Genomic DNA, 26,777 nt, shown 5'->3' with positions numbered 1-26,777 from the left:
CGACAAAGGTTAACGTCGCGGATTGAAGCATTCCTGCCACTGTGAGTAACGGTCTTTTTGACATGAATCAGAAAATTCTCCTTGCCGAAGACGACAACGATATGCGCCGTTTCCTGGTCAAGGCCCTGGAAAAGGCAGGCTACAACGTCTCGTCCTTCGACAACGGCGCCAGCGCTTATGACCGTTTGCGCGAAGAGCCCTTCTCCCTCCTGCTGACGGATATCGTCATGCCCGAGATGGACGGCATCGAACTGGCGCGCCGCGCCACCGAACTCGATCCCGATCTGAAGGTGATGTTCATCACCGGGTTTGCCGCTGTCGCGCTCAACCCCGATTCGAAGGCTCCGAAGGACGCGAAGGTCCTGTCGAAGCCGTTCCACCTCCGTGACCTCGTCAACGAAGTCAACAAGTTGCTGGCCGCTTAGGCCTGTTTCCAGGGGGTCGTAAAAAACTCGTCGCAAAACCGGAAAAAGCCTATTGACGCATCAGCCGGTTTTGTGGTCTATCCGCCGCCATCGGATGGGCGTGTAGCTCAGCGGGAGAGCACTACGTTGACATCGTAGGGGTCACAGGTTCAATCCCTGTCACGCCCACCATCCTTATCAGAGACTACGTTGAGAAACCCGCTTCGGCGGGTTTTTCCGTTTCTGGCGACCTCCGATCTTCCATCCACATTCGCCCTGACGCCACAAGTTCCTGTCTCTTGGCATCTCGAAAAACCTATAGTACAGGTTGTCCAAAGCCATAGGACAGGCACATGAAAGAAGAGATCCTCGCAACGGGCGGCGACCTCGTGACCAGCGCGGTCGCGCACATTTCTAGCCTTATTCGCCGCAGCGAGCTGAAGCCCGGAGACCGGCTTCCCTCCGAAGCAGCGCTGAGCAGTGAGTTGAAGGTGTCTCGCACAGTTGTGCGCGAGGCGCTCCGCTCTCTCGCGGCATTGCGCCTGATCGATCTCGGCGCCGGCAAACGTCCGACCGTGGCGACACTCGACGATTCGTCAATCGCCATGACCTTCCGACATGGTCTGTTCACGGAGCAGATCGACATTCAGCAGCTTCTCGACGCGCGGCGCACGATCGAGGCGAGAACTTCGGCGCTTGCCGCCGTTCGGCGCACCGACAGGGAAGCCCAACAGATACTCGATCATGCGAAGGCAATGCAGGGTGCGCTTGACCGTCCGTCGCTGATCATGGAGCACGACCTCGCCCTCCATCTGGAGATCGCCCGGGCCTCGCGTAACCCGGTCCTTGCGCTGATCATCGGCGCGATCGAAGGCGTGATCGTAGAAACCTGGCCGATCGGCTGGAAGAGCCGCGCCAACGACCAGGAGCGCGAAGCGATGAACCGCCTGCATCTCGATATCGCCCAGGCAGTCGCCGACTGCGACCCGCAAGCCGCATCGCAATTGATGAACCGCCACTTCGATGAGAGCCTCAAGGCGCTCGCCGTCGCCGGCCTTCTGTGAGTGACCAACGGAGTAACCATGAAAATCACCCGGCTCGAAACTGTCCGCGTCGCCGAACGCGCCAACCTCCTGTGGCTTCTGGTCCATACCGACGAGGGGGTGACGGGCCTCGGTGAAACCTTCTTCGGCGCCGAGACGGTTGAAGCCTATATCCACGAATACGTTGCACCGCGTGTGATCGGTCGCGATCCGCTGGAGATCGACCGGCTGGCCGCAGACCTTGTGGGGTATGTGGGCTTCCGTTCGTCAGGCGCAGAGGTGCGTGGCAACTCGGCCTTCGACATTGCGCTGTGGGATCTGTTCGGGAAGGTGACCGGCCAGCCGATCGCGCAACTGCTCGGCGGCTTCACGCGCCGCGAGATCAGGACCTACAACACCTGCGCCGGCACCGAATACATCAAGAAGACGACGGGCCAGACCACCGCCAACTACGGCCTCGCCACCGGCAAGGACTATGACGACCTCAACGGCTTCCTGCACCGCTCCGACGAACTCGCGCATTCTCTGTTGGAAGATGGCATCACCGCGATGAAGATCTGGCCCTTCGATGCGGCCGCCGAAAAAAACCGTGGCCAATACATCTCCATGCCGGACCTGAAGCAGTGCCTCGAGCCTTTCGAGAAAATCCGCAAGGCAGTCGGCGACAAGATAGACATCATGGTCGAGTTCCACTCGATGTGGCAGCTTCTGCCCGCCATCCAGATCGCCAGGGCGCTAACACCCTACCAGACCTTCTGGCACGAGGATCCGATCAAGATGGACAGCCTGTCGAGCCTCAAGCGCTATGCCGAGGCGTCACCGGCTCCGATCTCCGCGTCGGAGACGCTCGCCACCAGGTGGGGCTTCAGGGACTATCTGGAAACCGGCGCAGCGGGTATCGTCATGCTGGACATCTCCTGGTGCGGTGGTCTCTCGGAAGCCCGCAAGATCGCCTCGATGGCCGAAGCCTGGCACCTGCCCGTCGCCCCGCACGACTGCACCGGTCCGGTCGTGCTCTGTGCCTCGACACATTTGTCGCTCAACGCGCCGAACGCGCTCGTTCAGGAGAGCGTGCGGGCTTTTTACAAGACCTGGTACCGCGATCTCGTAACGGCGCTGCCGGAGGTGAAAAACGGCATGATCACCGTGCCACCCGGTCCGGGTCTCGGCATGGAACTCAATCCCGATCTCGACCGCGCCTTCACCGTCAGCCGCCGGGTGTCGGACACAACCACAACATGACCTATCAGTAAGCATCAAAGACTATCGGGAGGAAAGATGTCCAATTCTACGACCGGCGCGGTTGACGCGCATCGAAGTTACAGCGCCCTGGCGGGACCAGCGATCATGCTGCTCGGCATGTTCATGTTCTCGCTGAACGATGCGATGGGAAAGTGGCTCGTCGCAAGCTATGGCCTCGGACAGGTGATCCTGATCCGCAGCATCGCCGCGCTTCTTATTCTGGCTCCTTTCCTTTGGCGCGCCGGATTGAAGCCCATCATCGAAGCCGAGCGTCCAATGATGCAGGCCGCGCGCGTCATGTTTTCCACCCTGGAGGTCTTCTGCTTCTACTACGCGGTCATGTATCTGCCGCTCGCCGACGTCATGACCTACTGGCTTGCCGCGCCGATCTATGTTGCCGCCGCCTCTCCGTTGTTGCTCGGCGAAAAAGTCGGCTGGCGGCGCTGGACCGCGATTGCGATCGGCTTCGTCGGCGTGATCATCACGCTGGAGCCATCGGGCGCCATGTTCACCTTGCCTGCGGTGATCTCGATCGTCGGCACCCTCGCCTTCGCCTTTATGCTGCTGTCGGGGCGTAGCCTCCGTGGAACGCCGGACAAGACGCTTGTATTCTTCCAGCTTCTGGGCGCCGGCCTCGCCGGACTGGTGTTTGCACCTTTCGACTGGTCACCGGTCACTTCGGCGGGCGATTTCGGGCTCCTCTGCCTGCTCGGCGTTGTCGCCATGGGCGCCCACATCCTGGTGAACCGCGCCCTGAAGATCTCCGACGCCGCAACCGTCGCCCCACTTCAGTATACGCTGCTTCTCTGGGCAATCATCTTCGGCTGGCTGTTCTTCGGCGACGTGCCAAGAGCGACCATGCTGCTCGGCGCGGCCCTGATCGTCGGTTCCGGCATGTTCATCTTCTTCCGGGAACAGCAGTTGAAGAAGCGCGACGCCGTCCTTCCGTCGGTTCCCGAATAAGCCGACGGCTTCTCGCCCTTCGCTGAAATACCTCACAAAAAAGCCCGCAACGGTCTCCGTTGCGGGCTTTTTTCGGCCCGGCTAATGCCGGATCCTGGGAGGTTACTTGCGGATCTCGGCAAGCTCGGCAAGAATGCCATCGACAACGTCTGCGCCGATTTCAGCCTTGTGCTTCTCGTAAACGACCATGGACTTCTCGCGGATACGAGCCTGCTCTTCCGGCGAAAGCACGTTCACTTCCAGACCGGCAGCCTTGATCTTCTCAAGCGACTTCTTGTTCAGGTCGCCAATGACCTGACGCTCGACGTCACGACCGACGACAGCGCATTCCCGCAGTGCAGCCTGCTCTTCCGGCGTGTAGGTGTCGAAAATTGCCTTGGAGAAGAGGAAGAGGAACGGCGTGTAGGCGTGGTTCGTCTCGGTAACGTACTTCTGCACTTCGAAGAACTTCGAGGTATCGATCGTCACGTAGGGGTTTTCCTGCGCGTCGATGGTCTTGGTTTCAAGAGCCGAGAAGACTTCGCCGAAAGCCATCGGGGTGGCGTTGGCGCCGAGGTTCTGGAAGGTATCGAGGAACACGTTGTTCTGCATGACGCGAACCTTCATCCCCTCGAAGTCTTCCCACTTCGTAACAGGACGAACCGAGTTCGACAGGTTACGGAAGCCGTTTTCCCAGTAGGCGAGGTTCACGAGACCGACAGCGGCCATCTTCTCGTTCATCATGTCGCCGAACTTGCCGTCGAGAACCTTGTAGGCTTCCTCGGCATTGGCGAACAGGAACGGCAGATCGAACACGCCGAGCGCCGGCTCGATACCGACGAGCGGCGAAGACGACGTTACGACGGCTTCCTGGATGCCGGAACGCAGTGCCTGGGTGGCCTGAAGGTCACCGCCGAGCGCGCCGCCCCAGAAAGCCTGCAGCTTCAGCTTGCCGCCGGACTTGTCGTCCAGGCACTTCTGCATGGCCTCGATGCCGTTACCGACCGGGTGGTCGGCGTTGATGCCATTGGATACACGGATCGTGCGGTCGTTGAACTCCGCAAACGCCGGGGCCGCGGCCGAGCAGGCGAAAGCCAGAGCGGTGGTGGTCAGAAGAAGCTTTCTCATAATATCCTCCCTTTGGATCTTGGTGGAAAAGGTCTGGGTTAAAGTCCCATCACCGCAGCCATTGCGCCGGCACGGTGATGATTTCGGGGAACAGGACAAACAGCATCAGCAGGGCCACCTGCGCGAGCAGGAAGGGCAGGATGCCGGTGACGACCTTGCCGAGCGGCACGCGTCCGACGCCGCTGACGACGTTGAGCACCACGCCGACTGGCGGCGTGATCAGGCCGATGCAGCAGTTCATGATGAACATGACGCCGAAGTATATCGGATCGATGCCGGCCTGCTTGATGATCGGCATCAGCACCGGCGTCAGGATCAGGATCGTTGGCGTCAGGTCGAGTGCCGTTCCGACGATCAGGATCAGCACCATGATGGCCAGCATCAGCAATTTCGGCTGATCGATCAGCGGCGCAATGTAGCGCGTGATCTCGCCCGGAATGTTGGCGGCGGTGATCAACCAGGCGGACACCAGGGCCGCACAGACAAGGAACATGATGACCGCAGTCGTCTTGGCCGCCTGCAGGATGACTTTCGGCAGGTCCTTGGGCTTCAGCTCGCGATAGATGAACACGCCAACAAACAGCGCATAGAAGGCCGCGATGACCGCCGCTTCCGTCGGCGTCACGACGCCGGCCTTGATGCCGCCGAGGATAATGACCGGCATGCCCAGCGCCCAGGCTGCGCGCCCCGTAGCCTGCACACGGGCCGACATCGGCGCCTTCGGTAGCGGCTGAATGTTGTCTTTCCGAACCACGACCTGCCAGGTCAGGATCAAAGACAGACCCATCAGCAGACCCGGCACGATACCGGCCATGAAGAGCTGGGTGATCGACACGTTCGCCGACACGCCGAAGACGATGAACGCCATCGAGGGCGGAATGACCGGAGCGATGATGCCGCCCGAGGCAATGAGGCCCGCCGATCGGGGGACGTTGTAACCGGCCTTCGCCATCATCGGAATGAGAATCGCGGCGAGCGCCGCCGTGTCGGCCGCAGCCGAACCGGAGATACTGGCCATGATCACCGCCGCCATGATGGCAACGATGCCGAGACCACCGCGGATGTGTCCGACGCATGCGATCGCGAACTCGATGATCCGCTTCGACAGACCGCCGGCGTTCATCAACTCACCGGCCAGGACGAAGAAGGGAATTGCAAGCAGTGTGAATGTATCCGCGCCGATGATCATGTTCTGCGCGATGATCTGGCTGTTGAACATCCCCATGAACCACATGAGGATGACGCCGCAGAACATCAGGGCAAACGCGACCGGCACGCCGATCGCCATGGCACTGAGGAGGGAACCGACGAATACCAGAAGAGTCATCAGGAACGCTCCGACAGATGCTCGAGAGTCATGTTTTCGCCGGCGAATGCGGCAAGCTCTTCATCGGTGATCCGCCCCGTTACCACGCGAAGCAGGCGTTCAAGGGCAATGATCACGCAACCCGCGCCCGTGAAGAAACCGATGCCGTAAACGAAACCCATCGACAGGCCGGTAACCGGCGCGCTCATGCTCCAGTTGATCGGGAACTGCTTCCAGGTACCCCAGAAGAAAATCGCAGAGACACCGATGATCAGGATGTTGCTGAGCGCCATGCAGATGACACGGCCCTTCCGGCCAAACATCGCGACGAGCGTCTCGACACCCATGTGCCCGTGCTCGCGGAACGCCACGACGGCGCCGATAAACGTAACCCAGACGAAGAAGTACCGGGCGAGCTCGTCCGAGACCGTCAGGCCCGAATTGAAGGCGTAGCGCAGCACGACGTTGACGAACACCATCACCGCCATGCCCGAAAGCAGGAAGATCAGGAGGACGTCGAGAATTCGATAAAAGAGATCAATGAGCTTTTGCACCGTATCCTCCCCCTATCTTTCTACAGAAGTCCGCGCTGGGCGAGGTTCTTCATGAGCGCGCCGGTGCCGAAGGTCCACTCCGGGCAGGCATCGCTGCGATCGACCCAATTGACCAGGCGCCCCAGTTTTGGCGTGGCGATTTCAACGCGATCACCGATTTCATGGGTGAACCCTTGCCCAGCTCCACGCCGATCCTTGACCGGTGCGAACATGGTTCCGAGGAACAGAACGGCTCCGTCCGGATATTGGTGATTTCGGTTACGCAGCTGCGCTGCCAGGTTTTCCGGCGAACGGCTGATCGCTTCCATCGGGCTTTCGCCCGTCATTTCGAACCCGTCCTCACCCTTGACCAGCAGTGAAACCTTCACTTTGCGCAGGTCGTCGATGGTGAAGTTTTCATCGAACAAACGAATGAACGGCCCGATCGAGCAGGATGCATTGTTGTCCTTCGCCTTGCCAAGCAGGAGGGCCGAGCGTCCCTCAACGTCGCGAAGGTTGACGTCGTTACCGAGCGTGGCGCCGAGAATGGTCCCGTCGGAGCGGATCGCAAGAACGACCTCCGGCTCCGGGTTATTCCACTGCGAGATCGGGTGTATACCGACCGTCGCGCCACATCCGACGGACGACATGGGCTGGGACTTCGTGAAGATTTCCGCGTCCGGGCCGATGCCGACCTCAAGATACTGCGACCAGAGGCCCATGTCCTGAAGCAGGGCTTTGACCTTGGCCGCCTGTTCCGAGCCGGCGACAACACCGCGGAGGCTGTCGCCAAGGACGGGCGCGAGTTGTCCACGGATCGCAAGCGCACGTGACGAGTCGCCCTTGGCCTGCTCCTCGATCACACGCTCCAGCATGCTGTCGGCGAAGGTGACGCCGGCGGCCTTGATTGCCTGCAGATCGACAGGCGCCAGGAGTTCGCCGAGTTCGCCCGAAAGGAAGCCATCGAGCGCGCCGAGATCCCGTAGGTCAGCTGCGGACCGAAGGCGCGCGACGAGGTTATCCTGCTCGAAGAGGAAGGAGACTGTCGCGGCGATCGACGACAGATCGAAGACGTGACCGTCGCGGACCAGCACCGGACAGGGCCCATTGGCGACCTTGGACCAAACACGTCCGACCAGCAACGCTTGGCCGGAATCGTCCGGCAGTATCGTTGCAGTATGAAGCGCATGTCTGGATTGCAAGACCAACCTCCTCGTGCTGTTCCAGGTCGACCCTCCAGCCAACCTGCCGTATTGTCAGGATGTCTGACAACGTTTCAGGGTGTTTTTAGTCGTACTTTTCATTGGTGTCCAGCCGGGAAATTGCCACCGTCCCAAATGCCGTTAACGACATCGAAACACGGCGATTTTCGACGTGGCGCAGCCTCAATAGGTCTGCAAGACCAGCCCGAGCCGCCCGGCCGCTCCCTGCAGATGCGCCCTCATCGCATCGCGGGCCTTCACCGGATCGCGTGTCTTCACAGCATCCCGGACAGCCACATGCTCCGCAATCGTCACCTCGACGATCTCCTCCAACACAGCCGTGGCCCTTGCGGCGTTGATCGCGAGACTGATCCGCTCCGCAATGAAACCGATGAAAAGAGAGAAGTATTCGTTCTTGGTGGCGACACCGATGGCGCGATGAAAGGCGAGATCGGCCACGATCCCCTGCTCCGTCCATTTGTCGGCACCCGTCATCTGAGCCAGCGTCTGGTCGAGCTTGGCGAGGTCGGCGGCATCATGGTGAAGCGCGGCCAGGCCGGCCGCCTCTATCTCCAGCGGCACGCGCAGCTCGAAAAGATCGCGGAAGCTCGATCGATCGTGCAGGGCATCCTGCTCGATCCTGAGGGAAGACCGTGCCGCGAGCTCGGTGACAAACGCACCAACCCCCTGCCTCGTCTCCACCAGCCCTTCATTGCGCAGTTGCGCGATCGCCTCGCGGACCACCGATCGGCTCACGCCGAAACCCTTGGCCAGCACATGCTCGGTCGGCAGCTTGGCGCCCGGCGAAAGTTTGCCCTCCGCTATGTCGCGCCCTATCTGCCCCGCGATCCGCGACGGCAGATGTTCCGTGCGCCTGATCTGCGCGAAATCCATCGACATGAGTTTGCACCTCCCTGCACCCTCGTCGGTTTTCTACGAATTGCCCCCGAAATTCAATTGGCATCCGGGGTTCATGATGAAGGCGGGGTCGATCGCGGCCTTCAGCGACGTCAGCAACTTGCGACGCACATCCGGAAGCCGCTCTTCATAATCGCTTCGCTTGAGCCGGCCGATCCCGTGCTCGGCGCTGATCGAGCCCTCGTAGCGGTCGAGAACCCCATTGATCGCTTTCTTTGCCTTGTAGATCCGCTCCGCACTCTCTTCGGGGGAAAGGTCGGACGGCGGCAACACATTGAGGTGAACATTGCCGTCGCCAACATGCCCGTAGGATACGTTGACGCAATCAGGCACGACCTCCAACACCGCAGCCTCGGCATCGCGAACGAAATCCGCAAGCCGGGAAAGCGGCACCGAGATATCCGTGCGCAGATGCGGACCGCGCTTGGCCTGTCCCTCATTCATCCCCTCGCGGAAAAGCCAGAGGCTGCGCGACTGGTTGGACGATGTGGCGATGACGCCGTCGGCGACGACGCCTTCTTCCATGACCGTCTCGAGAAAACGCTCCATCAGATCGTCGATATCGACCAGACCCGAACCGGACATCTCCATCAGCACATAGGCAGGGTAATCGGCCTCGATCGGCATCATGAGATCAGGCATCGCCTCGCGCGCCAGAACGAAGGCGAGCGGCGGCATGAATTCGAATGCCGACATCAGGTCGCAGCAATCCCGACGCGCCCTGCGATAAAGTGCAATGGCGTCATCCAGCGAATTGAGGCCCAGCAAAGCCGTTGCAACCTGCTCGGGCTCCGGCATCAGCTTCACAGAAACCGCCGTGATTATACCCAGCGTTCCCTCTGCCCCAATGAACAGCTGCTTGAGATCGATACCGCGATTGTCCTTGCGAAGCGTCGACAACCCGTTGAAGATTGATCCATCAGGGAGCACGACCTCAAGGCCGAGGACCAGTTCACGCGTCATCCCGTATCGCAACACGTTGACGCCGCCGGCATTTGTCGAGACATTGCCGCCGATCCGACAGGAGCCCTGCGCTCCGAGCGCGAGCGGAAAGAACATGCCTTCTTTCGCGACCGCATCCTTGAATTCCGAGAGAATGCAGCCGGCCTCGACGACTGCGGAAAAATCGTCCGGGTCGATCCGACGAACGCGCGTCATACGCTCCAGGCTGATGACCACCTGGCTCTCGGGCTGGTCCGGGGTGGCGCCAAGCACCAGTCCGGTGTTTCCGCCTTGCGGCACGATGGAGAGACCGAGATCGACACACGCCTTGACCGCTGCTGCGACGTCCTCCGTCGACCGCGGCCGCAAAACGGCCACCGCACCGGTCGTCACGTCGCCATGCCAGTCGCGGCAGTAGCGCAACACGTCCTCGCCAGCGAGAACGAGATCGCTACCGAGCGCCGTCACGAGGTGCTCAACCTTGTCCTCGACATCAGCCGCGTTTCCAGTCCTGCTGACCTGCCCGTCCACCTGTCGTCTCCTACCTATCCCCATCGGACCGGTGACGGTCCGAACTATTCTGTTTTCAACGCCATCATATAAGGTTATCAGACAACCTTACAAATGTTTTGTTGAGGCGGCCCTGAAGTCACGATTGCCGCCTTCGTCTAGAGGAGGAATCTCATGCATATCCTGATCATCGGAGCCGCCGGCATGGTCGGTCGCAAGCTGGCCGAACGTCTGGCCAAGGACGGACAGCTCGACGGCAAGGCCGTCGAGAAGATGACGCTGGTGGATGTCGTCACACCCGCCGCTCCAGCCGAATTTAAGGGCGAAAGCGTCCTTGAGACCATCGATCTGTCGGCTCCCGGTGAGGCGGAGCGCCTGATCTCCAGCCGTCCCGATGTCATCTTCCACCTCGCCGCCATCGTCTCCGGCGAGGCCGAACTGGACTTCGACAAGGGCTACCGCATCAATCTCGATGGAACCCGCTATCTCTTCGACGCCATCCGCATTGCCCACGGCCAGGATGGCTACAAGCCGCGCGTCGTCTTCACCTCCTCGATCGCCGTCTTCGGCGCGCCCCTGCCCTATCCGATCCCGGACGAGTTCCACACGACGCCGCTCACCAGTTACGGCACGCAGAAGGCGATCTGCGAGCTCCTGCTGTCGGACTACTCGCGTCGCGGTTTCTTCGACGGCATCGGCATCCGCCTTCCCACGATCTGCATCCGCCCGGGAAAGCCCAACAAGGCGGCATCCGGTTTCTTCTCCAACATTCTACGCGAACCGCTCGTTGGCCAGGAAGCCGTTCTGCCGGTCTCCGACGACGTCCGCCACTGGCACGCCTCGCCGCGCTCGGCTGTCGGCTTTCTCATCCATGGCGCAACCATCGACTTGGAAAAGGTCGGTCCGCGCCGCAACCTCTCAATGCCGGGCTTGAGCGCCACCGTGGGTGAGCAGATCGAGGCGCTCCGCCGCGTCGCCGGCGAAAAGGCGGTCAAGCTGATCCGTCGTGAGCCTGACGAAATGATCATGCGCATGTGCGCCGGCTGGGCTCCCGGCTTCGAGGCCAAACGGGCGACAGCCCTGAGCTTCACCGCCGAAAAATCCTTCGACGAGATCATCAGGACGCACATCGAGGACGAGCTGGGAGGAAAGCTCTGATGACGGACACCGCGACGAAATCCCGAAACATAGCCTTCCTCGGAACAGGCCTGATGGGCGCGCCGATGGCGCGGCGACTGCTGGGCGCAGGTTTCGAGGTCACGGTCTGGAACCGCGACATAACAAAAGCCGATGCGCTGAAGGTCGATGGCGCCGTCGTCGCTGAGTCGGCGGCAAAAGCCGTTGACGGCGCCGATATCGTTTTCACGATGCTGAGCGACGGCAAGGCCGTGACGGACGTGCTGTTCAGCCAGGGCGCGGCCGAGGCCTTGAAGACGGGCGCGATCGTCATAGACACCTCGTCCATCGCTCCACCCATCGCCCGCGAGCATTCCGAAACGCTGGCGAAACGCGGCGTCCACCATCTTGACGCCCCGGTCTCGGGCGGCACAGTCGGCGCCACTGCCGGCACGCTCGCGATCATGGCCGGAGGCGACGGAAAAATCGTCGAAAGCCTCGCGGACGTGTTAGCACCCCTCGGCCGCGTCACCCATGTAGGCCCTTCCGGTGCAGGCCAGATCTGCAAGCTTGCCAACCAGCAGATCGTCGCCATCACGATCGGCGCTGTCGCTGAGGCCATGATCCTCGTTGAGGCGGGCGGTGCCAGCCGCGAGAAATTCCGCGATGCGATCCGCGGCGGTTTCGCCGAAAGCCGCATCCTCGAACTCCATGGCAAGCGCATGGTGGACCGGGCCTTCCAGCCGGGCGGCCCGTCGCGCCTGCAGTTGAAGGACCTCGACGCGGTGGCCGCCATGGCGGAACTCTTCGACCTCGCCCTCCCGCTGACCGGAATGATCCGCAACGAGTTCCGGGATTTTGTCGCCGACGGTGGCGGGGACGTTGACCACAGCGGCCTGCTGCTGCATCTGGAAAAAATCAACAACCGTCAGACGGAGGAAAACCGGTGAGCGAGGACAAGAAACAAATCCGCAGGCTTCGCTCGCAGGACTGGTTCGACAACCCCGATCACCTGGACCTGACCGCGCTCTATCTCGAACGCTTCATGAACTACGGCATAACGCCGGAGGAACTGCGTTCGGGCAAGCCGATCATCGGCATCGCGCAATCGGGCAGCGACCTCAATCCGTGCAATCGCCATCACCTCGAACTTGCAAGGCGGCTCCGTGACGGTATCCGTGACGCCGGGGGCATCGCGATCGAGTTCCCGACCCACCCGCTGTTCGAGAACTGCAAGCGCCCGACCGCCGCGCTCGACCGCAATCTTGCCTATCTGGGACTCGTGGAAATCCTCTATGGCTATCCGCTCGACGGTGTGATCCTCACGACCGGCTGCGACAAGACCACGCCATCGGCACTGATGGCGGCCTCCACCGTCGACATTCCGGCCATCGTATTCTCCGGCGGCCCGATGCTCGACGGCTGGCACGACGGGGATCTCGTTGGCTCAGGCACCGTAATCTGGCGTTCGCGCCGCAAATACGCCGCCGGCGAAATCACCCGCGAGGAATTCCTCGAAGCCGCACTCGATTCCGCACCCTCGGTCGGCCACTGCAACACCATGGGCACGGCCTCGACGATGAATGCCATGGCGGAAGCGCTCGGCATGTCGCTCACCGGCTGTGCCGCCATTCCCGCCGCCTATCGCGAGCGTGGCCAGATGGCCTATCGCACCGGCCGCCGCGCTGTTGAACTCGTCCTCGATAACATCCGTCCGTCGGATATCCTGACGCGCGAAGCGTTCCTGAACGCGATCAAGGTCAACTCCGCCATCGGCGGATCGACCAATGCCCAACCGCACCTGATGGCCATGGCAAAGCACGCCGGCGTGGAGCTTCTGCCGGAGGATTGGCAGGTCCACGGCTACGATATCCCGCTTCTTGCCAACGTCCAGCCGGCGGGCGCCTATCTCGGCGAACGCTTCCACCGCGCCGGCGGCGTGCCGGCGATCATGTGGGAATTGCTGCAGGCCGGAAAGCTCGACGGTAGCTGTCCGACGGTCACCGGCAAGACAATGGCGGAGAACCTCGATGGACGCGAATCCGAAGATCGCGAGGTCATCAAGCCTTTTGCCGATCCGATGCGCGAACGCGCCGGCTTCCTCGTGCTCAAGGGCAACCTGTTCGACTTCGCGATCATGAAGATGAGCGTCGTGTCCGAAGGCTTCCGCCAGCGCTATCTGCAGGAACCCGGCCGCGAAGGCGTGTTCGAGGGCAAGGCTGTCGTCTTCGACGGTTCGGAAGACTATCACGCCCGCATCAACGACCCCTCGCTCGATATCGACGAGAATACAATCCTCGTCATCCGCGGCGCCGGTCCCATGGGCTGGCCGGGTTCGGCTGAGGTCGTCAACATGCAGCCGCCGGATCACCTGCTCAAGAAGGGCATCCTGAGCCTCCCGACGATCGGCGACGGTCGCCAGTCCGGGACTGCCGACAGCCCGTCGATCCTCAACGCTTCGCCAGAAAGCGCGGCCGGCGGCGGTCTCGCCTGGGTTCGCACTGGCGACATCATCCGCATCGACTTCAACGAGGGCCTCTGCAACATGCTGGTCGACGATGCCGAGATCGCACGTCGGAAGGCGGACGGCATCCCGAAGGTGCCTGCCGATGCCACGCCCTGGCAGATGATCTACCGCCAGACGGTAACGCAACTCGCGGACGGCGCGACGATCCGGGAAGCCGACAAGTTCCGGCAACTCTCGAAGACACCGCCGCGTCACAACCATTGACGAAAGACGATCGCGCGGGGCTGCCCCTCGCGCGATCACATCCTCGTTTCGGATTTGATTTGCGCGCGGGGAAGCCCCACTTATAGGCGGAACCCAACCCGAAAGGAGAATTGCATGACGACGACCACCGAACGTGCCGTCCTGGCAGGCGGATGTTTCTGGGGCATGCAGCAGTTGATCCGCCGCATGCCGGGCGTGATATCGACGCGCGTCGGCTACACCGGCGGCGACGTGCCCAATGCCACCTATCGCAATCATGGCACTCACGCCGAAGGCATCGAGATCGTTTTTGATCCCACGAAGACCAGCTATCGCGATATCCTGGAGTTCTTCTTCCAGATTCATGATCCCTCGACGAAGAACCGCCAGGGTAACGATGTCGGCATGAGCTATCGCTCGGCGATCTACTACACCAGCGATGAGCAGAAGCGCGTCGCCGAGGAGACGATCGCAGACGTCGACGCATCAGGTCTGTGGCCTGGCAAGGTCGTGACGGAAGTCGAGCCGGTCGGCGATTTCTGGGAAGCTGAGCCCGAGCACCAGGACTATCTGGAGCGTTATCCGAACGGCTACACCTGCCACTTCCCGCGCCCTAACTGGAAGCTGCCGCGCCGCGCTGCGTAAGTCCACCTGAATACGAAATGCGCCGTCGGTCCTCACCGACGGCGTTTTCATTTAAGGCTTTCAATGCTCAGAGCACGGCGCTCATGCCGCCATCGACGTAAATGATCTGTCCGTTGACATAATCCGATGCGCTCGACGCCAAGAAAATGGCGGCACCGCAAAGTTCCTCCGGCCTGCCCCAGCGCCGTGATGGTGTCCGCCCCTTCACCCAGCTGTCGAACTGCGGATTGCTGGTCAGCGCCTGGTTCATATCGGTCAGCATGTAACCCGGCCCGATGGCGTTCGACTGGATACCATGCTCCGCCCATTCGGCTGCCATGGACTGGGTAAGCAGCCGGATGCCGCCCTTCGCGGCCGTATAGGGCGCCACGGTCGGGCGGGCGAAATTGCTCATCAGCGAACCGATATTGATGATCTTGCCCTGACCACGCGGGATCATCCGTTTTGCCGCCTCTCGAGCGACGAGGAACGCGCTGGTGAGATTGGTGTCGAGTACCTTGTGCCATTCGGCAGCGGTGAACTCGACAAGCGGCTTTCTGAGCTGGATGCCGGCATTGTTGACGAGGATGTCGACCGTGACACCGTCTGCGTCCAGACGCTCGAAGGCGCGAACAACGGCCGTCTCGTCAGTCACGTCGAAGGCTTCCGCCCGCACCCGGTATCCCTTGTCCGTCAACTGTGCGGCGGTGCCATCCAGTCGCGCGGCGTCAACGCCGTTGATGACGATATCGGCACCAGTTGCCGCGAAGGACTTGGCAATGGCAAGACCGAGGCCACGGGACGACCCGGTGACGAGAGCAGTCTTGCCTTCGAGGCTGAACAGGGACGCCGTCATATGCAAACTCCATTGGGATTCTTAGACGCCACTATAGCCAGGCAGCGCAGCGATGAAACCTGTCATACAGGTTTTCCCGCACTAACGCTTCAGCCACTGCGCCAACTCCGCCTCGGCACGCTCAAGCGCCGAGTGGTTCAGGAGCTTGCGCAGAAAGGCCATCGTCACCGCGCGCGTCCGGAGATTGAAGGAAGCTTCCGAAGTGGGCTCATCAACGGCGCTCTGCACGCCGAGTTTTTGATAGATGCTCTGTAGCCTGTTCTGTACGCTGCGCAGCGACAGGTGACGACGTCGGGCAATCGCCCGATCCGTTAGTCCGAGCGCGATGTCGACGAGGATCTCGTACTCGGAATCGCTGAAGCCATGGGCATGCCCTTGGCTTTTCTGCTGCAGGCCGCGAATTTCGCGATCGATGACACACTGTGACTCGACAAAGATCGACCGAAGCGCGAGCCGCAGCCGCTCGTCGGACGCCGACTTCAGGACATAGCCATAGGCCGCTCCGTCCGGCACGATCCGGGAAAGCCCCCGAACGTTCGCCTCGTCGGCATAGTTCGACCAGAAGAGGATGCTGGTATCCGGCCGCTCGCGCCAGATCGTCCGCGCCGCTTCGATGCCGTTGCGCGGGCTCATCTGGAGGTCCATGACGATGCGTTCGAAGCGATGTTCACGGGCAAGCTTTTCGCCGGCCGTTCCGTCGGAGGCCTCAAGGATGAAATCACACTCCGGCAAGGCGGTTCGGACCGCTTCATGCAGGTAGGAACGATGCAGCGGGTCGTCCTCAACGATCAGAACTTTCATATCTTCACTCCCTGTTCCAGCCGTGGCAGCCGCACGGAAACCGTTGTGCCGCTCCCGTCGCTCCGGCAGGCAAACTGCGCCGAAATCAGCCTGGCGCGGGTACGCATGTTGTCGATGCCGCTGCCGCGCGGACCGGGGGGCGTCGTCATGCCAATCCCGTTGTCGCGGATATCGAGCACCACAACCCCCTTGTCCTTCCACAGGCGCACGTCGACCCGATCGCCTTGCGAATGGCGAATGGCGTTGTTGATCGCCTCCTGGGCGATCCGGTAGATCGCCACTGATACCGCCTGCGGCAGTTCGGCGGACGCGCCGTCGGTCTCGTCGAGCAGCTCCCATTCGATCGACATGCCGCTATCGCGGATCGACCGTTCGAGATGGTTCTCGATGGCCTCAGCCGGGCCGAAGAGTTGCAGCACGGAGGGGCGCGCCTGCTCGATGATCTGCCGAAGGTCCCGCATGGATTGCTGCAGGCTGCGCGTCAGCGGCTCCAGCATCTCGCCGGGAAGATCGGGCATCAGGCTAAGCCGCTCCAGACGGCGGGCAAAGCGCGTCATGTCCGCCAGCGTCTGGTCGTGCAACTCCATCCCGATACGCTGCCGCTCCGCCTCCAGTGCCTCGGTCAGGCGCCCCGCCCCCTGGCGCAGGGCCTCTTCGCGAACCCGCGTCTCAGCCTCGACGATCGCAGATTTCTTGGCGCGTTCCGCCGACAAGAGTGCGTAGAAATAGGGCGCGATCAGATCGCCGATCGCAGAGGCCCTGTCGAGATCACCTTGACCGTAAACGCCAGTGCGCAGGCTCGAGCAAGACAGGGCACCGATCGTTTCACCATGCACCTTGAGCGCCACATGGAGCCGGCTCTTCAGCTTGTGCTCGATGATCGGAAACGAAAACGATCCCTCGAAATGAAACTGCGGATCGGTGCTGGCATCGTCCGTGACGATCCGGTCTACCTCGCCTCGCAACAGGCTGCGCAAAGGGCTGTGGTCGATGCTCGCCGGCGGGCGCCGGCTCCAGTCCGTCTCTATCCCGCTTTCATAGGCCGTGTGAAACGTGCTCCCAGGCGCGATGATGCAGACATCCATGTGGTCGTTGGGCACAATATCCTTGATTTCCTTGGCGACCGCGTCTATCGCCGACTGGAAATCGAGCTGGCCGGCCAAAAGTCGCGATATGCGCAGGTATTGTGCGAACAAATCCGCCGACAACGCTTTGGGCACCGTCTCCTCCCGCCGAACCCTCCCCGGTGCGGCTCTCCTCCCGACTAGCATACCCCCTTACTACACCTTCCTGTCTTGCGGGAACCCGCAAACGATCTGCGGCTTCCCGCATCCGGTTTGCTCGCCTCCGTCTATACAGGCTTTTACATTTCCTTCATCCTTTCGGTCACTGGGGCAAGACCTCAGAAACAAGGTTCCGGCACCCCGTTGAGGAGCGGCCCGGAAACAGCCGCGTGACGGCATTGAGGGAGAGAGACATGAATTTCAGGACCATTCTCATGGCGTCCGTCGCCATGGCATGCATCGCCGCACCGATCGCGGCCCAGGCAGACACGTCTTCCAAGAAGATCGCGCTGTCGAACAACTACGCCGGCAACTCCTGGCGCCAGGCCATGCTGACCAGCTGGGACAAGGTGACGAAGGACGCCGTTTCGCAGGGCGTCGTCGCCGCTGCCGATCCGTTTACCACCGCCGAGAACCAGGCGACGGAACAGGCCGCGCAGATCCAGAACATGATCCTGCAGGGCTATGACGCGATCGTCGTCAACGCAGCCTCCCCGACCGCTCTCAACGGTGCGGTGAAGGAAGCCTGCGACGCCGGTATCACCGTCGTATCGTTCGACGGCATCGTCACCGAACCCTGCGCCTGGCGCATCGCCGTTGACTTCAAGGAAATGGGCCGCAGCCAGGTGGAATACCTGTCCGCCAAGCTGCCCGATGGCGGCAACCTGCTGGAAATCCGCGGCCTCGCTGGCGTCTTCGTCGACGACGAGATTTCCGCCGGTATCCATGAAGGCGTGAAGCAGTTCCCGCAGTTCAAGATCGTCGGTTCCGTCCATGGCGACTGGGCCCAGGACGTGGCGCAGCGCGCTGTCGCTGGCGTTCTGCCGAGCCTGCCGGAAATCGCCGCGGTCGTGACCCAGGGCGGTGACGGCTACGGTGCCGCACAGGCCTTCCAGGCCGCCAACCGTCCGACGCCGATCATCGTCATGGGCAACCGCGAGGACGAACTGCAGTGGTGGAAGCAGCAGAAGGATGCAAGCGGCTACGAGACCATGTCGGTCTCTATTGCTCCCGGCGTCTCCACGCTCGCCTTCTGGGTCGCGCAACAGATCCTGGATGGCAAGGACGTGAAGAAGGATCTCGTCGTGCCGTTCCTGCGCATCGACCAGGACAATCTCGAGAAGAACCTCGAGACCACCGAAAAGGGCGGCGTCGCCAACGTCGAGTACTCGCTTGAAGACGCGCAGAAGGTGATCGAGGCGGCGAAGTAAGCCACGTCGTCACCGACACCGCACTCCGCCCGCCCTTCCCTGGTGGCGCGGCGGAGTGCCGGATACCGGACTACCAGACCCAGAGGTCATACCCGCCTTGTCAGCCACGCCTTCATCAAATTCCGTCGTTTCAGTGCAAGGCGTGCGTGTCGCCTTCGGAGCCGTGAAGGCTCTCGACGGTGTCGATCTCGACATAACCTCGGGCGAAGCACTTGGCCTGGTCGGCCACAACGGCGCCGGCAAATCGACACTCGTCAATGTCATCAACGGCCTGCTGACACCGCATGAAGGTGAAATCCGATACGGCACGGCGGCCACCATCAGCGGCGTTTCCGGAGCGCGCGCCAACGGCATTCGCTGCGTCTTCCAGGAACTGTCGCTCTGCCCTAACCTGACGGTGGCGGAAAACACGCGGGTCATGCACGCACAGCTATCCGGCTTCGGCTGGAGGAAGCGGGCCGCCACCCTCGTCGGCAAGACGCTCGACGACATTTTCCCCGGCCATCATATCCAGGCGGATTCCGCTGTCGGCGATCTTTCGATCGCCGAGCGCCAGATGGTCGAGATCGCGATCAACTTCATGGCGGCGCCCGACAGGCCACGGCTTGTCATTCTTGACGAACCAACATCCTCGCTCGACGCAGGCCTTGCCGAACAACTGCTGGCCTATGTACGCCGCTTCGTATCGGAAGGCGGGTCGGTCATCTTCATCTCCCATATCCTCGGCGAAATCCTGTCTACCTCCAGCAGGATCGTCGTCATGAAGGACGGGAAGATCGTCGCCGACCGACCCGCTTCCGAATTTTCCGTTCGCAGCCTTGTCGAAACGATGGGAAGCGTCGTCAAGGAACGCGCAGCCGGTCGGGAACGTGCCAGCCGGTCCGAGCAGGCCGTCACGCTCTCTATTCCCTCTGCATTTGGCGGCATTGGCTTCGAGGCGCGCCGTGGAGAGATCGTCGGCCTTGCCGGTCTGGCGGGTCATGGCCAGACGACGATGCTTCTCGAACTCTTTCGCAAGAATTGCGGCAACTGGTTGCCGACTGCTGAAAGCCCCGTCGCCTTCGTCGCCGGCGATCGCTCGCTCAACGGCACCTTTCCCCTATGGAGCATCCTGCGCAACCTGACGATCGGAAATCTCAACGCCCTGTCTCACCTCGCCGCGATAGACCGCGGAAAGGAACTCGCACTCGGCGAGGACTGGAAACAGCGCATGGCGATCCGGACACCGGATACCGCCAATCCCATCCTGTCCCTGTCGGGCGGCAATCAGCAGAAGGTGCTCTTCGCCCGCGCCCTATCCACCACAGCCCAGGCCGTGTTGATGGACGACCCGATGCGCGGCGTCGACATCGGCACCAAGCAGGAAGTTTACGCGACCCTGCGCCGCGAGGCCGACGCTGGCAGAACCTTCGTCTGGTACTCGACCGAGATGGACGAAATTCAGCTTTGCGACCGGGTCTATGTCTTCCGGGATGGAGCCATCGTCACGGAACTCGTCGGCGAGGCCATCACCGAGGAAGCCGTACTCGAGGCATCCTTCACGGGAGAAGCCGCATGAAGGCGCCTTCGGCCAACACCCTGCGGCTGCTGATACCGGCCGTCTCTCTCGTGGCCTTGCTCGGCGCCGTCTTCTATCTGCAGCCGCGTGCGATGAGCTACACCGGCCTCAACCTGCTCTTCAATCTGGCGGTGCCAATCGCGCTCGCCACCATCGCGCAGATGATCATCATCGCGGTCAACGATCTCGACCTGTCGATGGGCCCCTTCGTCAGCTTCGCCGCCTGCGTCACGGCCGCCTTCATGCCGACCCAGCCCGTACTCGCGGTATTGATCCTGCTCGGCGCTATTGGAGTTTACGCCCTGATCGGCTTCATGATCGCCTATCGCGACCTCCCATCCATCGTGGTGACGCTCGGCATGAGCTTCGTCTGGGGCGGCCTTGCCGTGATCATTCTGCCGGCCCCAGGTGGTCAGGCACCGGAATGGCTGCGCGCGGTCATGACCGCCAAGCCGCCCTTCATGCCGATGGCCATCGTCGCCAGCATCGTTATCGCGGTTGTCGCTCATCTCCTAATCATGCGCACCACCTTCGGGGTCGTCATACGCGGCGTCGGCGGCAATGCGCGATCGGTCGCCCGCGCCGGCTGGTCGGTGCTGCGCGTCAAGGCCTCCGCCTATGCCCTGGCAGGCGTGTTCGCTGTGCTATCCGGCATGGCCCTCGTCGGCTTGACCACATCCGCCGACGCCAACATCGCGTTGCGCTACACGCTGCTCTCCATAGCCGGCGTCATCCTCGGCGGCGGCGAGTTCGTCGGCGGCCGTGTTTCTCCAATCGGTGCCGTTGTCGGCGCGCTCACGCTGACGCTTGCGGCTTCGTTCCTGTCTTTCCTGCGCATCTCGCCCGACTGGCAGATCGGTGCCCAGGGTGCGATCCTCATCGTCGTGCTGGGCCTGCGCCTTCTCTTCAACCGTCACGACGTCCGGGCCGGCAAGGAGTGAAGCGAATGACCACGCTGTTTTCCAAACCCTGGATCTGGTCCTTCGTCGCCGCGCTTGCGACCTGGGTGATCACCCTGCTTTTCACGGGCGGGGCGAGTTTCGTCGGCCTCTCCCAGGCCGCCCTCACCTTTGCAGCCTTCTCGATCGTCGTCGGCATCGGCCAGATGCTGGTGATCACACTCGGCCCCGGCAACATCGATCTGTCGGTCCCGGCAACCATTACGCTGTCCGGCACCGTCGCCCTGAAGATCATGGGCGGCCAGGATTCGATGCTCCTCCTCGGCCTGATCGTCGCAATCGCTATTGGCGTTGCGATAGGCATGTTGAATTACGCCCTGATCAAGCTTTTGCGCATTCCGCCGATCATCGCCACCCTTTCCACCAGCTTCATCATCCAGTCGGCTGCGATCTGGTACAATCGCGGCCTGCGCATCAAGCCGCCCGAAATGCTGGCCAATTTCACCACCGCGACAACTCTCGGCATCCCCAACCTTGCCATCGTCGCGCTGGTGCTTTCTATCCTCGGATGGTGGCTTCTGGAGCGGACCATCTACGGCCGCTGGATTTCCGCGATCGGCCAGAGCATGTTCGCGGCGCGGATGGCGGGAATCCCGGTCGACGGAACACGTCTCGCCACCTACGTCCTCTGCGCCATCATGGCTGGGCTTTGCGGTTATCTGCTCGCGAGCTTCTCTGGTGGCGCGGCGCTGAACATGGGCGCGGAATACCTGCTGATGTCGATCGCGGTCGTCGTCATCGGCGGCTCGGCGGTGGCCGGCGGCAACTCCAACGTACCCGGCATCTGGGGTGCGGCGCTGTTTCTTTTCCTCGTGGTATCGATGCTCAACACCTATGGTTTTGGAGCCGGGATCCGCCTGATCCTCACCGGCGTCATCATCATCACCGTAATCCTCGTCGCCAGCCGTCCCGTCCGAACGCGATGAGCCGTCCGATGTCCATCACTATCAAAACCGGCAGCAAGACGATGGCCAACACCACAGACACCCTCTACGAAATCCGGGACCCGCGATTCCAAAACCTGATCGTCTCGAGCGCCAGGCTGGAGGAACTCTACTCTGGCTGCCGCTGGGCGGAGGGACCTGTGTGGTTCGCCGACCAGAACTGCCTGCTTTTCAGCGATATCCCCAACCAGCGTATGCTTCGCTACGTTCCCGACCACGGCGTGAGCGTCTACCGGGACCACACCAACTTCATCAACGGCAACACGCGAGATCGGCAGGGCCGGCTGATATCATGTGAACACGGCGGTCGGCGCCTCATCCGCACCGAGATCGACGGTTCGATCACCGTGCTCGCCGAAAGCTACCGGGGACGCCGTCTGAACTCTCCCAATGACGTCGTGGCGAAGTCTGACGGAAGCATCTGGTTCACCGATCCGAGCTACGGCATTCTCTCCGACTACGAAGGCTACCGCACCGAACCCGACCTGCCGACCCGAAACGTCTTCCGCCTCGATCCGGTGAGCGGCGAACTGGAAATCGTTGCGGACGACTTCAACCAGCCCAATGGCCTCGCCTTCTCGCCCGATGAAAGCCTGCTGTATGTCGCCGATTCCGGCGCCAGCCACGATGACACCCTGCCACGCCACATTCGCGTCTTCGATGTTCTCGATGGGCGGAGGCTGTCAAACGGTCGCGTCTTTTGCGAGGTGGACCAAGGCCTGCCCGATGGTTTCCGCATCGACACAGCAGGCAATCTCTGGACCAGCGCCGGCGATGGTGTCCATTGCTTTGCGCCGGACGGAACCCTGCTCGGCAAGGTTCTCGTGCCGCAGACGGTCGCCAATCTCACATTTGGCGGCCCCCGCCGGAACCGCCTCTTCATCACCGCGACGAACTCACTCTATGCGATATATACGACGACAAACGGCGTGCAGTATCCGTGAGCTAGACCTGATCGGGCAAACCTGGAACAGAACCTGCGACCGGCACCTCACCCATTCCGACGCCCTTCACGAGGATAGGCGTTCCACCGGGCACGCGGTTGTAAAGATCGATCACATCCTGGTTGAGCATACGCACGCAACCGGATGACACCGATTTGCCGATCGTCCACCATTCTGGCGAACCATGGATTCGATAAAGCGTGTCTTCGCCGTTCTTGAAGATGTAGAGCGCACGGGCGCCAAGCGGATTGTTGAGCCCAGGATCCATTCCGCCATTGGCGATCGAATAGGGTTCGAGTTCCGGCTGTCGCGCGACCATTTCGTTGGGCGGCGTCCAGCGTGGCCACTCGCGCTTGTACTGGATCACGCCGCGACCGGACCACTCGAAACCGGCCCGGCCAAGCCCGACACCGTAGCGCATGGCTTGGCCGCCTTCATAGGTCAGGTACAGGAAGTGGTTCGTGGTATCGACGACAATGACGCCGGGACGTTCGCCTGTCACGTTCGGCACCATCTGCCGATAGAACCGTGGATCGATCTTCTCGTACGGGATCGCCGGCAGCGGAAACTGCTCCTGCGGCATCGCGGCATACATCAGCGCGTACATGGAGTTGTCGACCGGCTCGGGTTGAGCCTCGGCCCGCTGGGGCGATGTCGTCGTACAACCCGCAAGCAACGTGGTCGCCACTCCGGCGCCTCCGATTAGGAAGGAACGACGGTTCAGACTATTCGATATCAATGCATGTCCTCGCTGTCTTACTGTGCGCCGGAATAGGGATCGGCAAGCGCCGCTTCCGGCCGGCTTATCGGGTATTTGGTGGCTGAGATTTTCGCCGCCATCGTCTTGGGACCCTGCTTCAACAGGATCGCCCGGAAACTGGGATGCATGCCTCCGTCGACATATGCCAACGTCGAGACGGGGGAAATGTTCGAGGACGCGACCTCGATTTTCTGCCGTTCGGCTTCAAGCTTCGCCATCAGCGCGGCATCGGGCGTCGACATGGCCGGCGGGCAGGCGGCCAGTGGATCTCTGGGTTCACCGCCTGAAAATTCGGTGTTGAAGACGTAACGCCCGCCGCACACCGATACCTTCGGCTGCCGCCGTGTGAATGCGAAGGAATCATACCCCTCCTTCAGCGTCCGCCAGAAAGGCATGTTGGGATCGTCGCGATACTTCGCCATGTTTTCGGCTGTCATCCGGAAAGGATAGGCCTGGACCTGGAAACTCCGTTGGCCGCCCGCCAGCGCCTTCTGCACGATTGCATAGATCTCCCCGACCTGCTGGTCGGTCATGGCATAGCAGCCGGAGGACGAGCAGGCGCCATGCACCATCAGGGCTTCGCCCGTGTATCCCAGCGCGGATTCAAGCCGGTTCGGATAACCGAGATTGAAGGACACGTAGTACTGCGATTTCGGGTTCAGCATGCCCGCGTTGACATGATAAAAACCCTCGGGCGCCTGCCGGTCGCCGCTCTTCTTCTTCGGACCGAGCTTCCCGGACCAGCGACACATCGGATAGGTCTTGAACAGCGCATAAGTGCCGCTCTTGTCGACCTTCCAGACCTCAAGCTCGCTCTCCTGTTTGAAGATACGCACAAGCACCGGGCTTTCCGGTTTCATGCCCTTCTTCGACATCTCCGTCGTCACCTTGCGGGAGAGTTGCGGCACGCTCGCCAGATCATCCAGACCCATGCCGACGCAGCCGGACAGCAGCGCGCCGACCGCAATCACGCCCACGGCCTTCCGAACAGGGGATAACATCGTGAGAGCTGGCAGAGAGGAGAGGAATGTTGTCAGCATACGCATGGTTTTGTTCTGCGGGTTCGGACGAAAGTGAGTCGCTTTGTTCGTCAGAGAGTCCCGCCGATTTATGAGAACTCTGTTAAGGTTGACAGTCACGATGCGCTCACGATTGCGTCAGTCGGCTGCCGAAGCGCTCGGCACACTGCTCTGAAACGGGTTATCAAGCGGGCCAATCAGGCTCGCATGCACGACAACAGTGACGACATTATGCCCCGCGCTGATCAGCTTTTGACAGCTGTCGCGCTCATGGAGGCGATGTTGAGCTGGTTTTCCCTATCGGCGCCACGCGCCCGTAGAAGCCGTTGAGCGCGACGGCGGTCAGATAGATCGGGATCTGGGCACAGCCAAGGAAGAAGAGAAGATTGTCCGTCAGCTCCGGCGGCAAGACCGTGAGGAATAACGCCATGTTGCGGTTTCCGGCCACGACGCCGATAGCCGGAGCGGCGTTCGGGTGACCGGATGCGCGAGCCAGAAGAGCCACCGCCATCTGCAGGCCGAAGTTGAGGAGGAAGACATAGGCGAGCATGATGACGAAGCGGAGGGGCTCGTGGACGAGGACGGCCCCCACCTCTGACATCAACCCCACGACAACCACGGCCATGGCGATCGCCGATACGCCATCAATGACCTCGGACGCATCCCGCTCAAGCCGTGTCGGAATGGCCTTGCGGACCATTGTGGCCGCAAGCGCTGCGAGCGCAATGACCGCAAGCAGCTTGAAGGATGCGCTAAGCACCAACAACGGGCTTCCATACGCCGGCAGAAAATAGAAGACGGGAACGACGGTAAAGGGCAGGACGGCCACACCCAGCACCATCAATCGCAGCGCTGGCGCGGAGTCGTGGCCCGTCATGGCAACGATGTGCGGACCGCCAGACAACGGCGCGGCCGCCATCATCAACAGAGTGGCAACCGCCAGCGGCTCGGAGAGCAAGCCTGCGCCTTTGAGAATGAGGGCCAGACATACCGGCAGAAAACATTGCAGCAGCAGGACGATCAGAAGGGATCTGCGTGCACTGCCCAACGCCCCAGTGGCGGCCTTCGGTCCGACACGCAAAACAGCGAGAAACAGAAGAATCGCCACCAGTGGCCCGATATAAGGAGCCAATTGTTCGGCAAGGGATGGCAGGGCGACGCCGGCGACGATACCGGCGATCAGGATTATCCGTCCGTGACGCCCGGCGAGCCTGATCGGATAAGCCAGACCCGCGAATACCATGCGCGTCACATGGATGCCGCCGAGCGGGCGGCCTGATCGTAGTGTCCGGACAAGGCACGAAGCCGTCCGGCTATCGATGAGAGGCTCTCCGACGACATTTCCGTCGACAGCACGGACTTGACGAGAAGGGTCTCGCGAATCTGGAAGTAGCGATCACAGGCTTCTTCGCCCGCCGACGTCATCGACACGATCTTTTCCTTGCCACGCTTGCCGGACCGGATGAGCTTGAGACGCTCCAGTTTCTTGATGGCATAGGTCACGACATGCGTATCCTCGATGTTGAGGATGAGGCCGATGTCGGCAATTGTTCTCGGTTTGCTGCGGCTGCGAATGTTGTGGAGGATCAGGATGTCCATCGGCGAAAGATCGGGAACACCGGCCGCCGCCATGCAGCGCACCATCCAGCGGCTGAAGGCATGGTTGAGCATGATCAATCCGAACTCGATCTCGGACAACGCGGGCAATGCGCCACTCGCCAGATGGCCTGACGAAACTATCGGCCCGAAATCCTGCTGCACCTCAGTCATGACCCCTCCTCGATGATGAAACGCCGCCAGCGACTCGATGCCCGGCGGCGTT

At 61.6% G+C, this 26,777-nt stretch carries 26 protein-coding genes and 1 tRNA gene; 14 read left to right on the top strand and 13 right to left on the bottom strand.

The window, feature by feature from the left end; translation table 11 throughout:
* Positions 1-62 precede the first annotated feature (62 nt).
* The 5 genes from cpdR1 (at position 63) to J5J09_RS18905 (ending at position 3,652) form a co-directional block, all read left to right on the top strand.
* Complete coding sequence (gene cpdR1 / locus J5J09_RS18925) at positions 63-425, top strand: response regulator CpdR1 (RefSeq protein ID WP_208553788.1); 363 nt, start codon at positions 63-65, stop codon at positions 423-425.
* 96 nt (positions 426-521) lie between these two features.
* Positions 522-596 (top strand) — tRNA-Val (locus J5J09_RS18920).
* 161 nt (positions 597-757) lie between these two features.
* Positions 758-1,468 carry a FadR/GntR family transcriptional regulator gene (locus J5J09_RS18915; protein WP_208553787.1) on the top strand — a complete coding sequence of 237 codons (711 nt, stop codon included), beginning with the start codon at positions 758-760 and terminating at the stop codon, positions 1,466-1,468.
* A gap of 18 nt (positions 1,469-1,486) precedes the next feature.
* The gene (locus J5J09_RS18910) at positions 1,487-2,689 is read left to right on the top strand and encodes a mandelate racemase/muconate lactonizing enzyme family protein (protein WP_208553786.1); all 1,203 of its coding nucleotides are present in this window, start codon (positions 1,487-1,489) and stop codon (positions 2,687-2,689) included.
* 36 nt (positions 2,690-2,725) lie between these two features.
* The gene (locus J5J09_RS18905) at positions 2,726-3,652 is read left to right on the top strand and encodes a DMT family transporter (protein ID WP_208553785.1); all 927 of its coding nucleotides are present in this window, start codon (positions 2,726-2,728) and stop codon (positions 3,650-3,652) included.
* Between the two features lie 102 nt (positions 3,653-3,754).
* Here J5J09_RS18905 and J5J09_RS18900 read toward each other — a convergent pair whose 3' ends face one another.
* The 6 genes from J5J09_RS18900 to J5J09_RS18875 form a co-directional block, all read right to left on the bottom strand.
* The gene (locus J5J09_RS18900; protein WP_208553784.1) at positions 3,755-4,759 is read right to left on the bottom strand and encodes a TRAP transporter substrate-binding protein; all 1,005 of its coding nucleotides are present in this window, start codon (positions 4,757-4,759) and stop codon (positions 3,755-3,757) included.
* A gap of 49 nt (positions 4,760-4,808) precedes the next feature.
* Positions 4,809-6,086 (bottom strand): TRAP transporter large permease subunit, encoded by a 1,278-nt coding sequence (locus tag J5J09_RS18895; RefSeq protein ID WP_208553783.1) that lies wholly within the window; start codon positions 6,084-6,086, stop codon positions 4,809-4,811.
* Entirely contained in the window at positions 6,086-6,619 is a 534-nt protein-coding gene (locus J5J09_RS18890; protein ID WP_208553782.1) for a TRAP transporter small permease subunit, read from the bottom strand. The genes J5J09_RS18895 and J5J09_RS18890 overlap by 1 nt, the downstream gene beginning before the upstream one ends.
* 20 nt (positions 6,620-6,639) lie before the next feature.
* Entirely contained in the window at positions 6,640-7,800 is a 1,161-nt protein-coding gene (locus tag J5J09_RS18885; protein WP_208553781.1) for a fumarylacetoacetate hydrolase family protein, read from the bottom strand.
* 183 nt (positions 7,801-7,983) lie between these two features.
* Entirely contained in the window at positions 7,984-8,700 is a 717-nt protein-coding gene (locus J5J09_RS18880) for a FadR/GntR family transcriptional regulator (RefSeq protein WP_208553780.1), read from the bottom strand.
* A 33-nt stretch (positions 8,701-8,733) separates the two neighbouring features.
* Complete coding sequence (locus tag J5J09_RS18875; protein ID WP_348646506.1) at positions 8,734-10,128, bottom strand: FAD-binding oxidoreductase; 1,395 nt, start codon at positions 10,126-10,128, stop codon at positions 8,734-8,736.
* Between the two features lie 216 nt (positions 10,129-10,344).
* On the opposite strand from J5J09_RS18875, the gene denD reads away from it, so the two are divergent.
* The 4 genes from denD (at position 10,345) to msrA (ending at position 14,641) form a co-directional block, all read left to right on the top strand.
* A complete protein-coding gene (gene denD, locus J5J09_RS18870) occupies positions 10,345-11,328 on the top strand; it encodes a D-erythronate dehydrogenase (protein ID WP_208553778.1) in 984 nt (327 codons plus the stop codon).
* Positions 11,328-12,236, top strand: a complete 909-nt coding sequence (locus J5J09_RS18865) for an NAD(P)-dependent oxidoreductase (RefSeq protein WP_246746018.1) — start codon at positions 11,328-11,330, stop codon at positions 12,234-12,236. The genes denD and J5J09_RS18865 overlap by 1 nt, the downstream gene beginning before the upstream one ends.
* Complete coding sequence (locus J5J09_RS18860; RefSeq protein ID WP_208553777.1) at positions 12,233-14,017, top strand: dihydroxy-acid dehydratase; 1,785 nt, start codon at positions 12,233-12,235, stop codon at positions 14,015-14,017. Before J5J09_RS18865 ends, J5J09_RS18860 begins: the two co-directional genes overlap by 4 nt.
* 114 nt (positions 14,018-14,131) lie before the next feature.
* The gene (gene msrA / locus J5J09_RS18855; RefSeq protein WP_208553776.1) at positions 14,132-14,641 is read left to right on the top strand and encodes a peptide-methionine (S)-S-oxide reductase MsrA; all 510 of its coding nucleotides are present in this window, start codon (positions 14,132-14,134) and stop codon (positions 14,639-14,641) included.
* Positions 14,642-14,708: 67 nt separating this feature from the next.
* On the opposite strand, the gene J5J09_RS18850 is transcribed toward msrA, so the two are convergent.
* The 3 genes from J5J09_RS18850 to J5J09_RS18840 all read right to left on the bottom strand — a co-directional run bounded on the left by J5J09_RS18850 (position 14,709) and on the right by J5J09_RS18840 (position 17,497).
* Complete coding sequence (locus J5J09_RS18850) at positions 14,709-15,476, bottom strand: SDR family oxidoreductase (RefSeq protein WP_208553775.1); 768 nt, start codon at positions 15,474-15,476, stop codon at positions 14,709-14,711.
* An 81-nt stretch (positions 15,477-15,557) separates the two neighbouring features.
* Positions 15,558-16,277, bottom strand: a complete 720-nt coding sequence (locus J5J09_RS18845) for a response regulator transcription factor (protein WP_208553774.1) — start codon at positions 16,275-16,277, stop codon at positions 15,558-15,560.
* The gene (locus J5J09_RS18840; protein WP_208553773.1) at positions 16,274-17,497 is read right to left on the bottom strand and encodes an ATP-binding protein; all 1,224 of its coding nucleotides are present in this window, start codon (positions 17,495-17,497) and stop codon (positions 16,274-16,276) included. The genes J5J09_RS18845 and J5J09_RS18840 overlap by 4 nt, the downstream gene beginning before the upstream one ends.
* Before the next feature lie 257 nt (positions 17,498-17,754).
* Between J5J09_RS18840 and J5J09_RS18835 the strand changes: the two genes are divergently transcribed.
* From J5J09_RS18835 to J5J09_RS18815, 5 genes are all read left to right on the top strand, one after another.
* Positions 17,755-18,771, top strand: coding sequence for an ABC transporter substrate-binding protein (locus tag J5J09_RS18835; protein ID WP_208553772.1), 1,017 nt, complete (start codon positions 17,755-17,757; stop codon positions 18,769-18,771).
* Between the two features lie 97 nt (positions 18,772-18,868).
* Positions 18,869-20,329, top strand: coding sequence for a sugar ABC transporter ATP-binding protein (locus J5J09_RS18830; protein ID WP_208553771.1), 1,461 nt, complete (start codon positions 18,869-18,871; stop codon positions 20,327-20,329).
* Positions 20,326-21,270 (top strand): ABC transporter permease, encoded by a 945-nt coding sequence (locus J5J09_RS18825; protein ID WP_208553770.1) that lies wholly within the window; start codon positions 20,326-20,328, stop codon positions 21,268-21,270. The genes J5J09_RS18830 and J5J09_RS18825 overlap by 4 nt, the downstream gene beginning before the upstream one ends.
* Positions 21,267-22,214 carry an ABC transporter permease gene (locus J5J09_RS18820; protein WP_208553769.1) on the top strand — a complete coding sequence of 316 codons (948 nt, stop codon included), beginning with the start codon at positions 21,267-21,269 and terminating at the stop codon, positions 22,212-22,214. Before J5J09_RS18825 ends, J5J09_RS18820 begins: the two co-directional genes overlap by 4 nt.
* A 41-nt stretch (positions 22,215-22,255) precedes the next feature.
* The gene (locus J5J09_RS18815; RefSeq protein ID WP_208554444.1) at positions 22,256-23,176 is read left to right on the top strand and encodes an SMP-30/gluconolactonase/LRE family protein; all 921 of its coding nucleotides are present in this window, start codon (positions 22,256-22,258) and stop codon (positions 23,174-23,176) included.
* Position 23,177: 1 nt separating this feature from the next.
* Here the strand turns inward: J5J09_RS18815 and J5J09_RS18810 are convergent, their stop codons facing one another.
* The 4 genes from J5J09_RS18810 to J5J09_RS18795 form a co-directional block, all read right to left on the bottom strand.
* Positions 23,178-23,915: a L,D-transpeptidase gene (locus J5J09_RS18810; RefSeq protein WP_208553768.1), complete on the bottom strand. Its 738-nt coding sequence runs from the start codon at positions 23,913-23,915 to the stop codon at positions 23,178-23,180.
* A 17-nt stretch (positions 23,916-23,932) separates the two neighbouring features.
* Complete coding sequence (locus tag J5J09_RS18805) at positions 23,933-24,937, bottom strand: murein L,D-transpeptidase family protein (RefSeq protein WP_208554443.1); 1,005 nt, start codon at positions 24,935-24,937, stop codon at positions 23,933-23,935.
* A 286-nt stretch (positions 24,938-25,223) separates the two neighbouring features.
* Complete coding sequence (locus J5J09_RS18800; protein ID WP_208553767.1) at positions 25,224-26,198, bottom strand: hypothetical protein; 975 nt, start codon at positions 26,196-26,198, stop codon at positions 25,224-25,226.
* A 5-nt stretch (positions 26,199-26,203) separates the two neighbouring features.
* Positions 26,204-26,725, bottom strand: a complete 522-nt coding sequence (locus J5J09_RS18795; protein ID WP_208553766.1) for a winged helix DNA-binding protein — start codon at positions 26,723-26,725, stop codon at positions 26,204-26,206.
* Positions 26,726-26,777: the final 52 nt, after the last annotated feature.

Origin of the sequence: Ciceribacter sp. L1K22 (genome assembly GCF_017599385.1) — a bacterium.
Taxonomy (GTDB): Bacteria; Pseudomonadota; Alphaproteobacteria; order Rhizobiales; family Rhizobiaceae; genus Allorhizobium.
Note: the sequence above shows the minus strand (reverse complement) of the source record. Positions and strands in the feature narration are given on the sequence as shown.

Bases quoted from the DNA above. Each gene is read 5' to 3' on its own strand.
- J5J09_RS18825 (WP_208553770.1), top strand. From the start codon at position 20,326: ATGAAGGCGCCTTCGGCCAACACCCTGCGGCTGCTGATACCGGCCGTC.
- J5J09_RS18835 (WP_208553772.1), top strand. From the start codon at position 17,755: ATGAATTTCAGGACCATTCTCATGGCGTCCGTCGCCATGGCATGCATC.
- J5J09_RS18805 (WP_208554443.1), bottom strand. From the start codon at position 24,937: ATGTTATCCCCTGTTCGGAAGGCCGTGGGCGTGATTGCGGTCGGCGCG.
- J5J09_RS18850 (WP_208553775.1), bottom strand. From the start codon at position 15,476: ATGACGGCGTCCCTGTTCAGCCTCGAAGGCAAGACTGCTCTCGTCACC.
- J5J09_RS18815 (WP_208554444.1), top strand. From the start codon at position 22,256: ATGGCCAACACCACAGACACCCTCTACGAAATCCGGGACCCGCGATTC.
- denD (WP_208553778.1), top strand. From the start codon at position 10,345: ATGCATATCCTGATCATCGGAGCCGCCGGCATGGTCGGTCGCAAGCTG.
- J5J09_RS18795 (WP_208553766.1), bottom strand. From the start codon at position 26,725: ATGACTGAGGTGCAGCAGGATTTCGGGCCGATAGTTTCGTCAGGCCAT.
- J5J09_RS18895 (WP_208553783.1), bottom strand. From the start codon at position 6,086: ATGACTCTTCTGGTATTCGTCGGTTCCCTCCTCAGTGCCATGGCGATC.
- J5J09_RS18880 (WP_208553780.1), bottom strand. From the start codon at position 8,700: ATGTCGATGGATTTCGCGCAGATCAGGCGCACGGAACATCTGCCGTCG.
- J5J09_RS18915 (WP_208553787.1), top strand. From the start codon at position 758: ATGAAAGAAGAGATCCTCGCAACGGGCGGCGACCTCGTGACCAGCGCG.
- J5J09_RS18905 (WP_208553785.1), top strand. From the start codon at position 2,726: ATGTCCAATTCTACGACCGGCGCGGTTGACGCGCATCGAAGTTACAGC.
- cpdR1 (WP_208553788.1), top strand. From the start codon at position 63: ATGAATCAGAAAATTCTCCTTGCCGAAGACGACAACGATATGCGCCGT.
- J5J09_RS18900 (WP_208553784.1), bottom strand. From the start codon at position 4,759: ATGAGAAAGCTTCTTCTGACCACCACCGCTCTGGCTTTCGCCTGCTCG.
- J5J09_RS18865 (WP_246746018.1), top strand. From the start codon at position 11,328: ATGACGGACACCGCGACGAAATCCCGAAACATAGCCTTCCTCGGAACA.
- J5J09_RS18910 (WP_208553786.1), top strand. From the start codon at position 1,487: ATGAAAATCACCCGGCTCGAAACTGTCCGCGTCGCCGAACGCGCCAAC.
- msrA (WP_208553776.1), top strand. From the start codon at position 14,132: ATGACGACGACCACCGAACGTGCCGTCCTGGCAGGCGGATGTTTCTGG.
- J5J09_RS18800 (WP_208553767.1), bottom strand. From the start codon at position 26,198: ATGGTATTCGCGGGTCTGGCTTATCCGATCAGGCTCGCCGGGCGTCAC.
- J5J09_RS18845 (WP_208553774.1), bottom strand. From the start codon at position 16,277: ATGAAAGTTCTGATCGTTGAGGACGACCCGCTGCATCGTTCCTACCTG.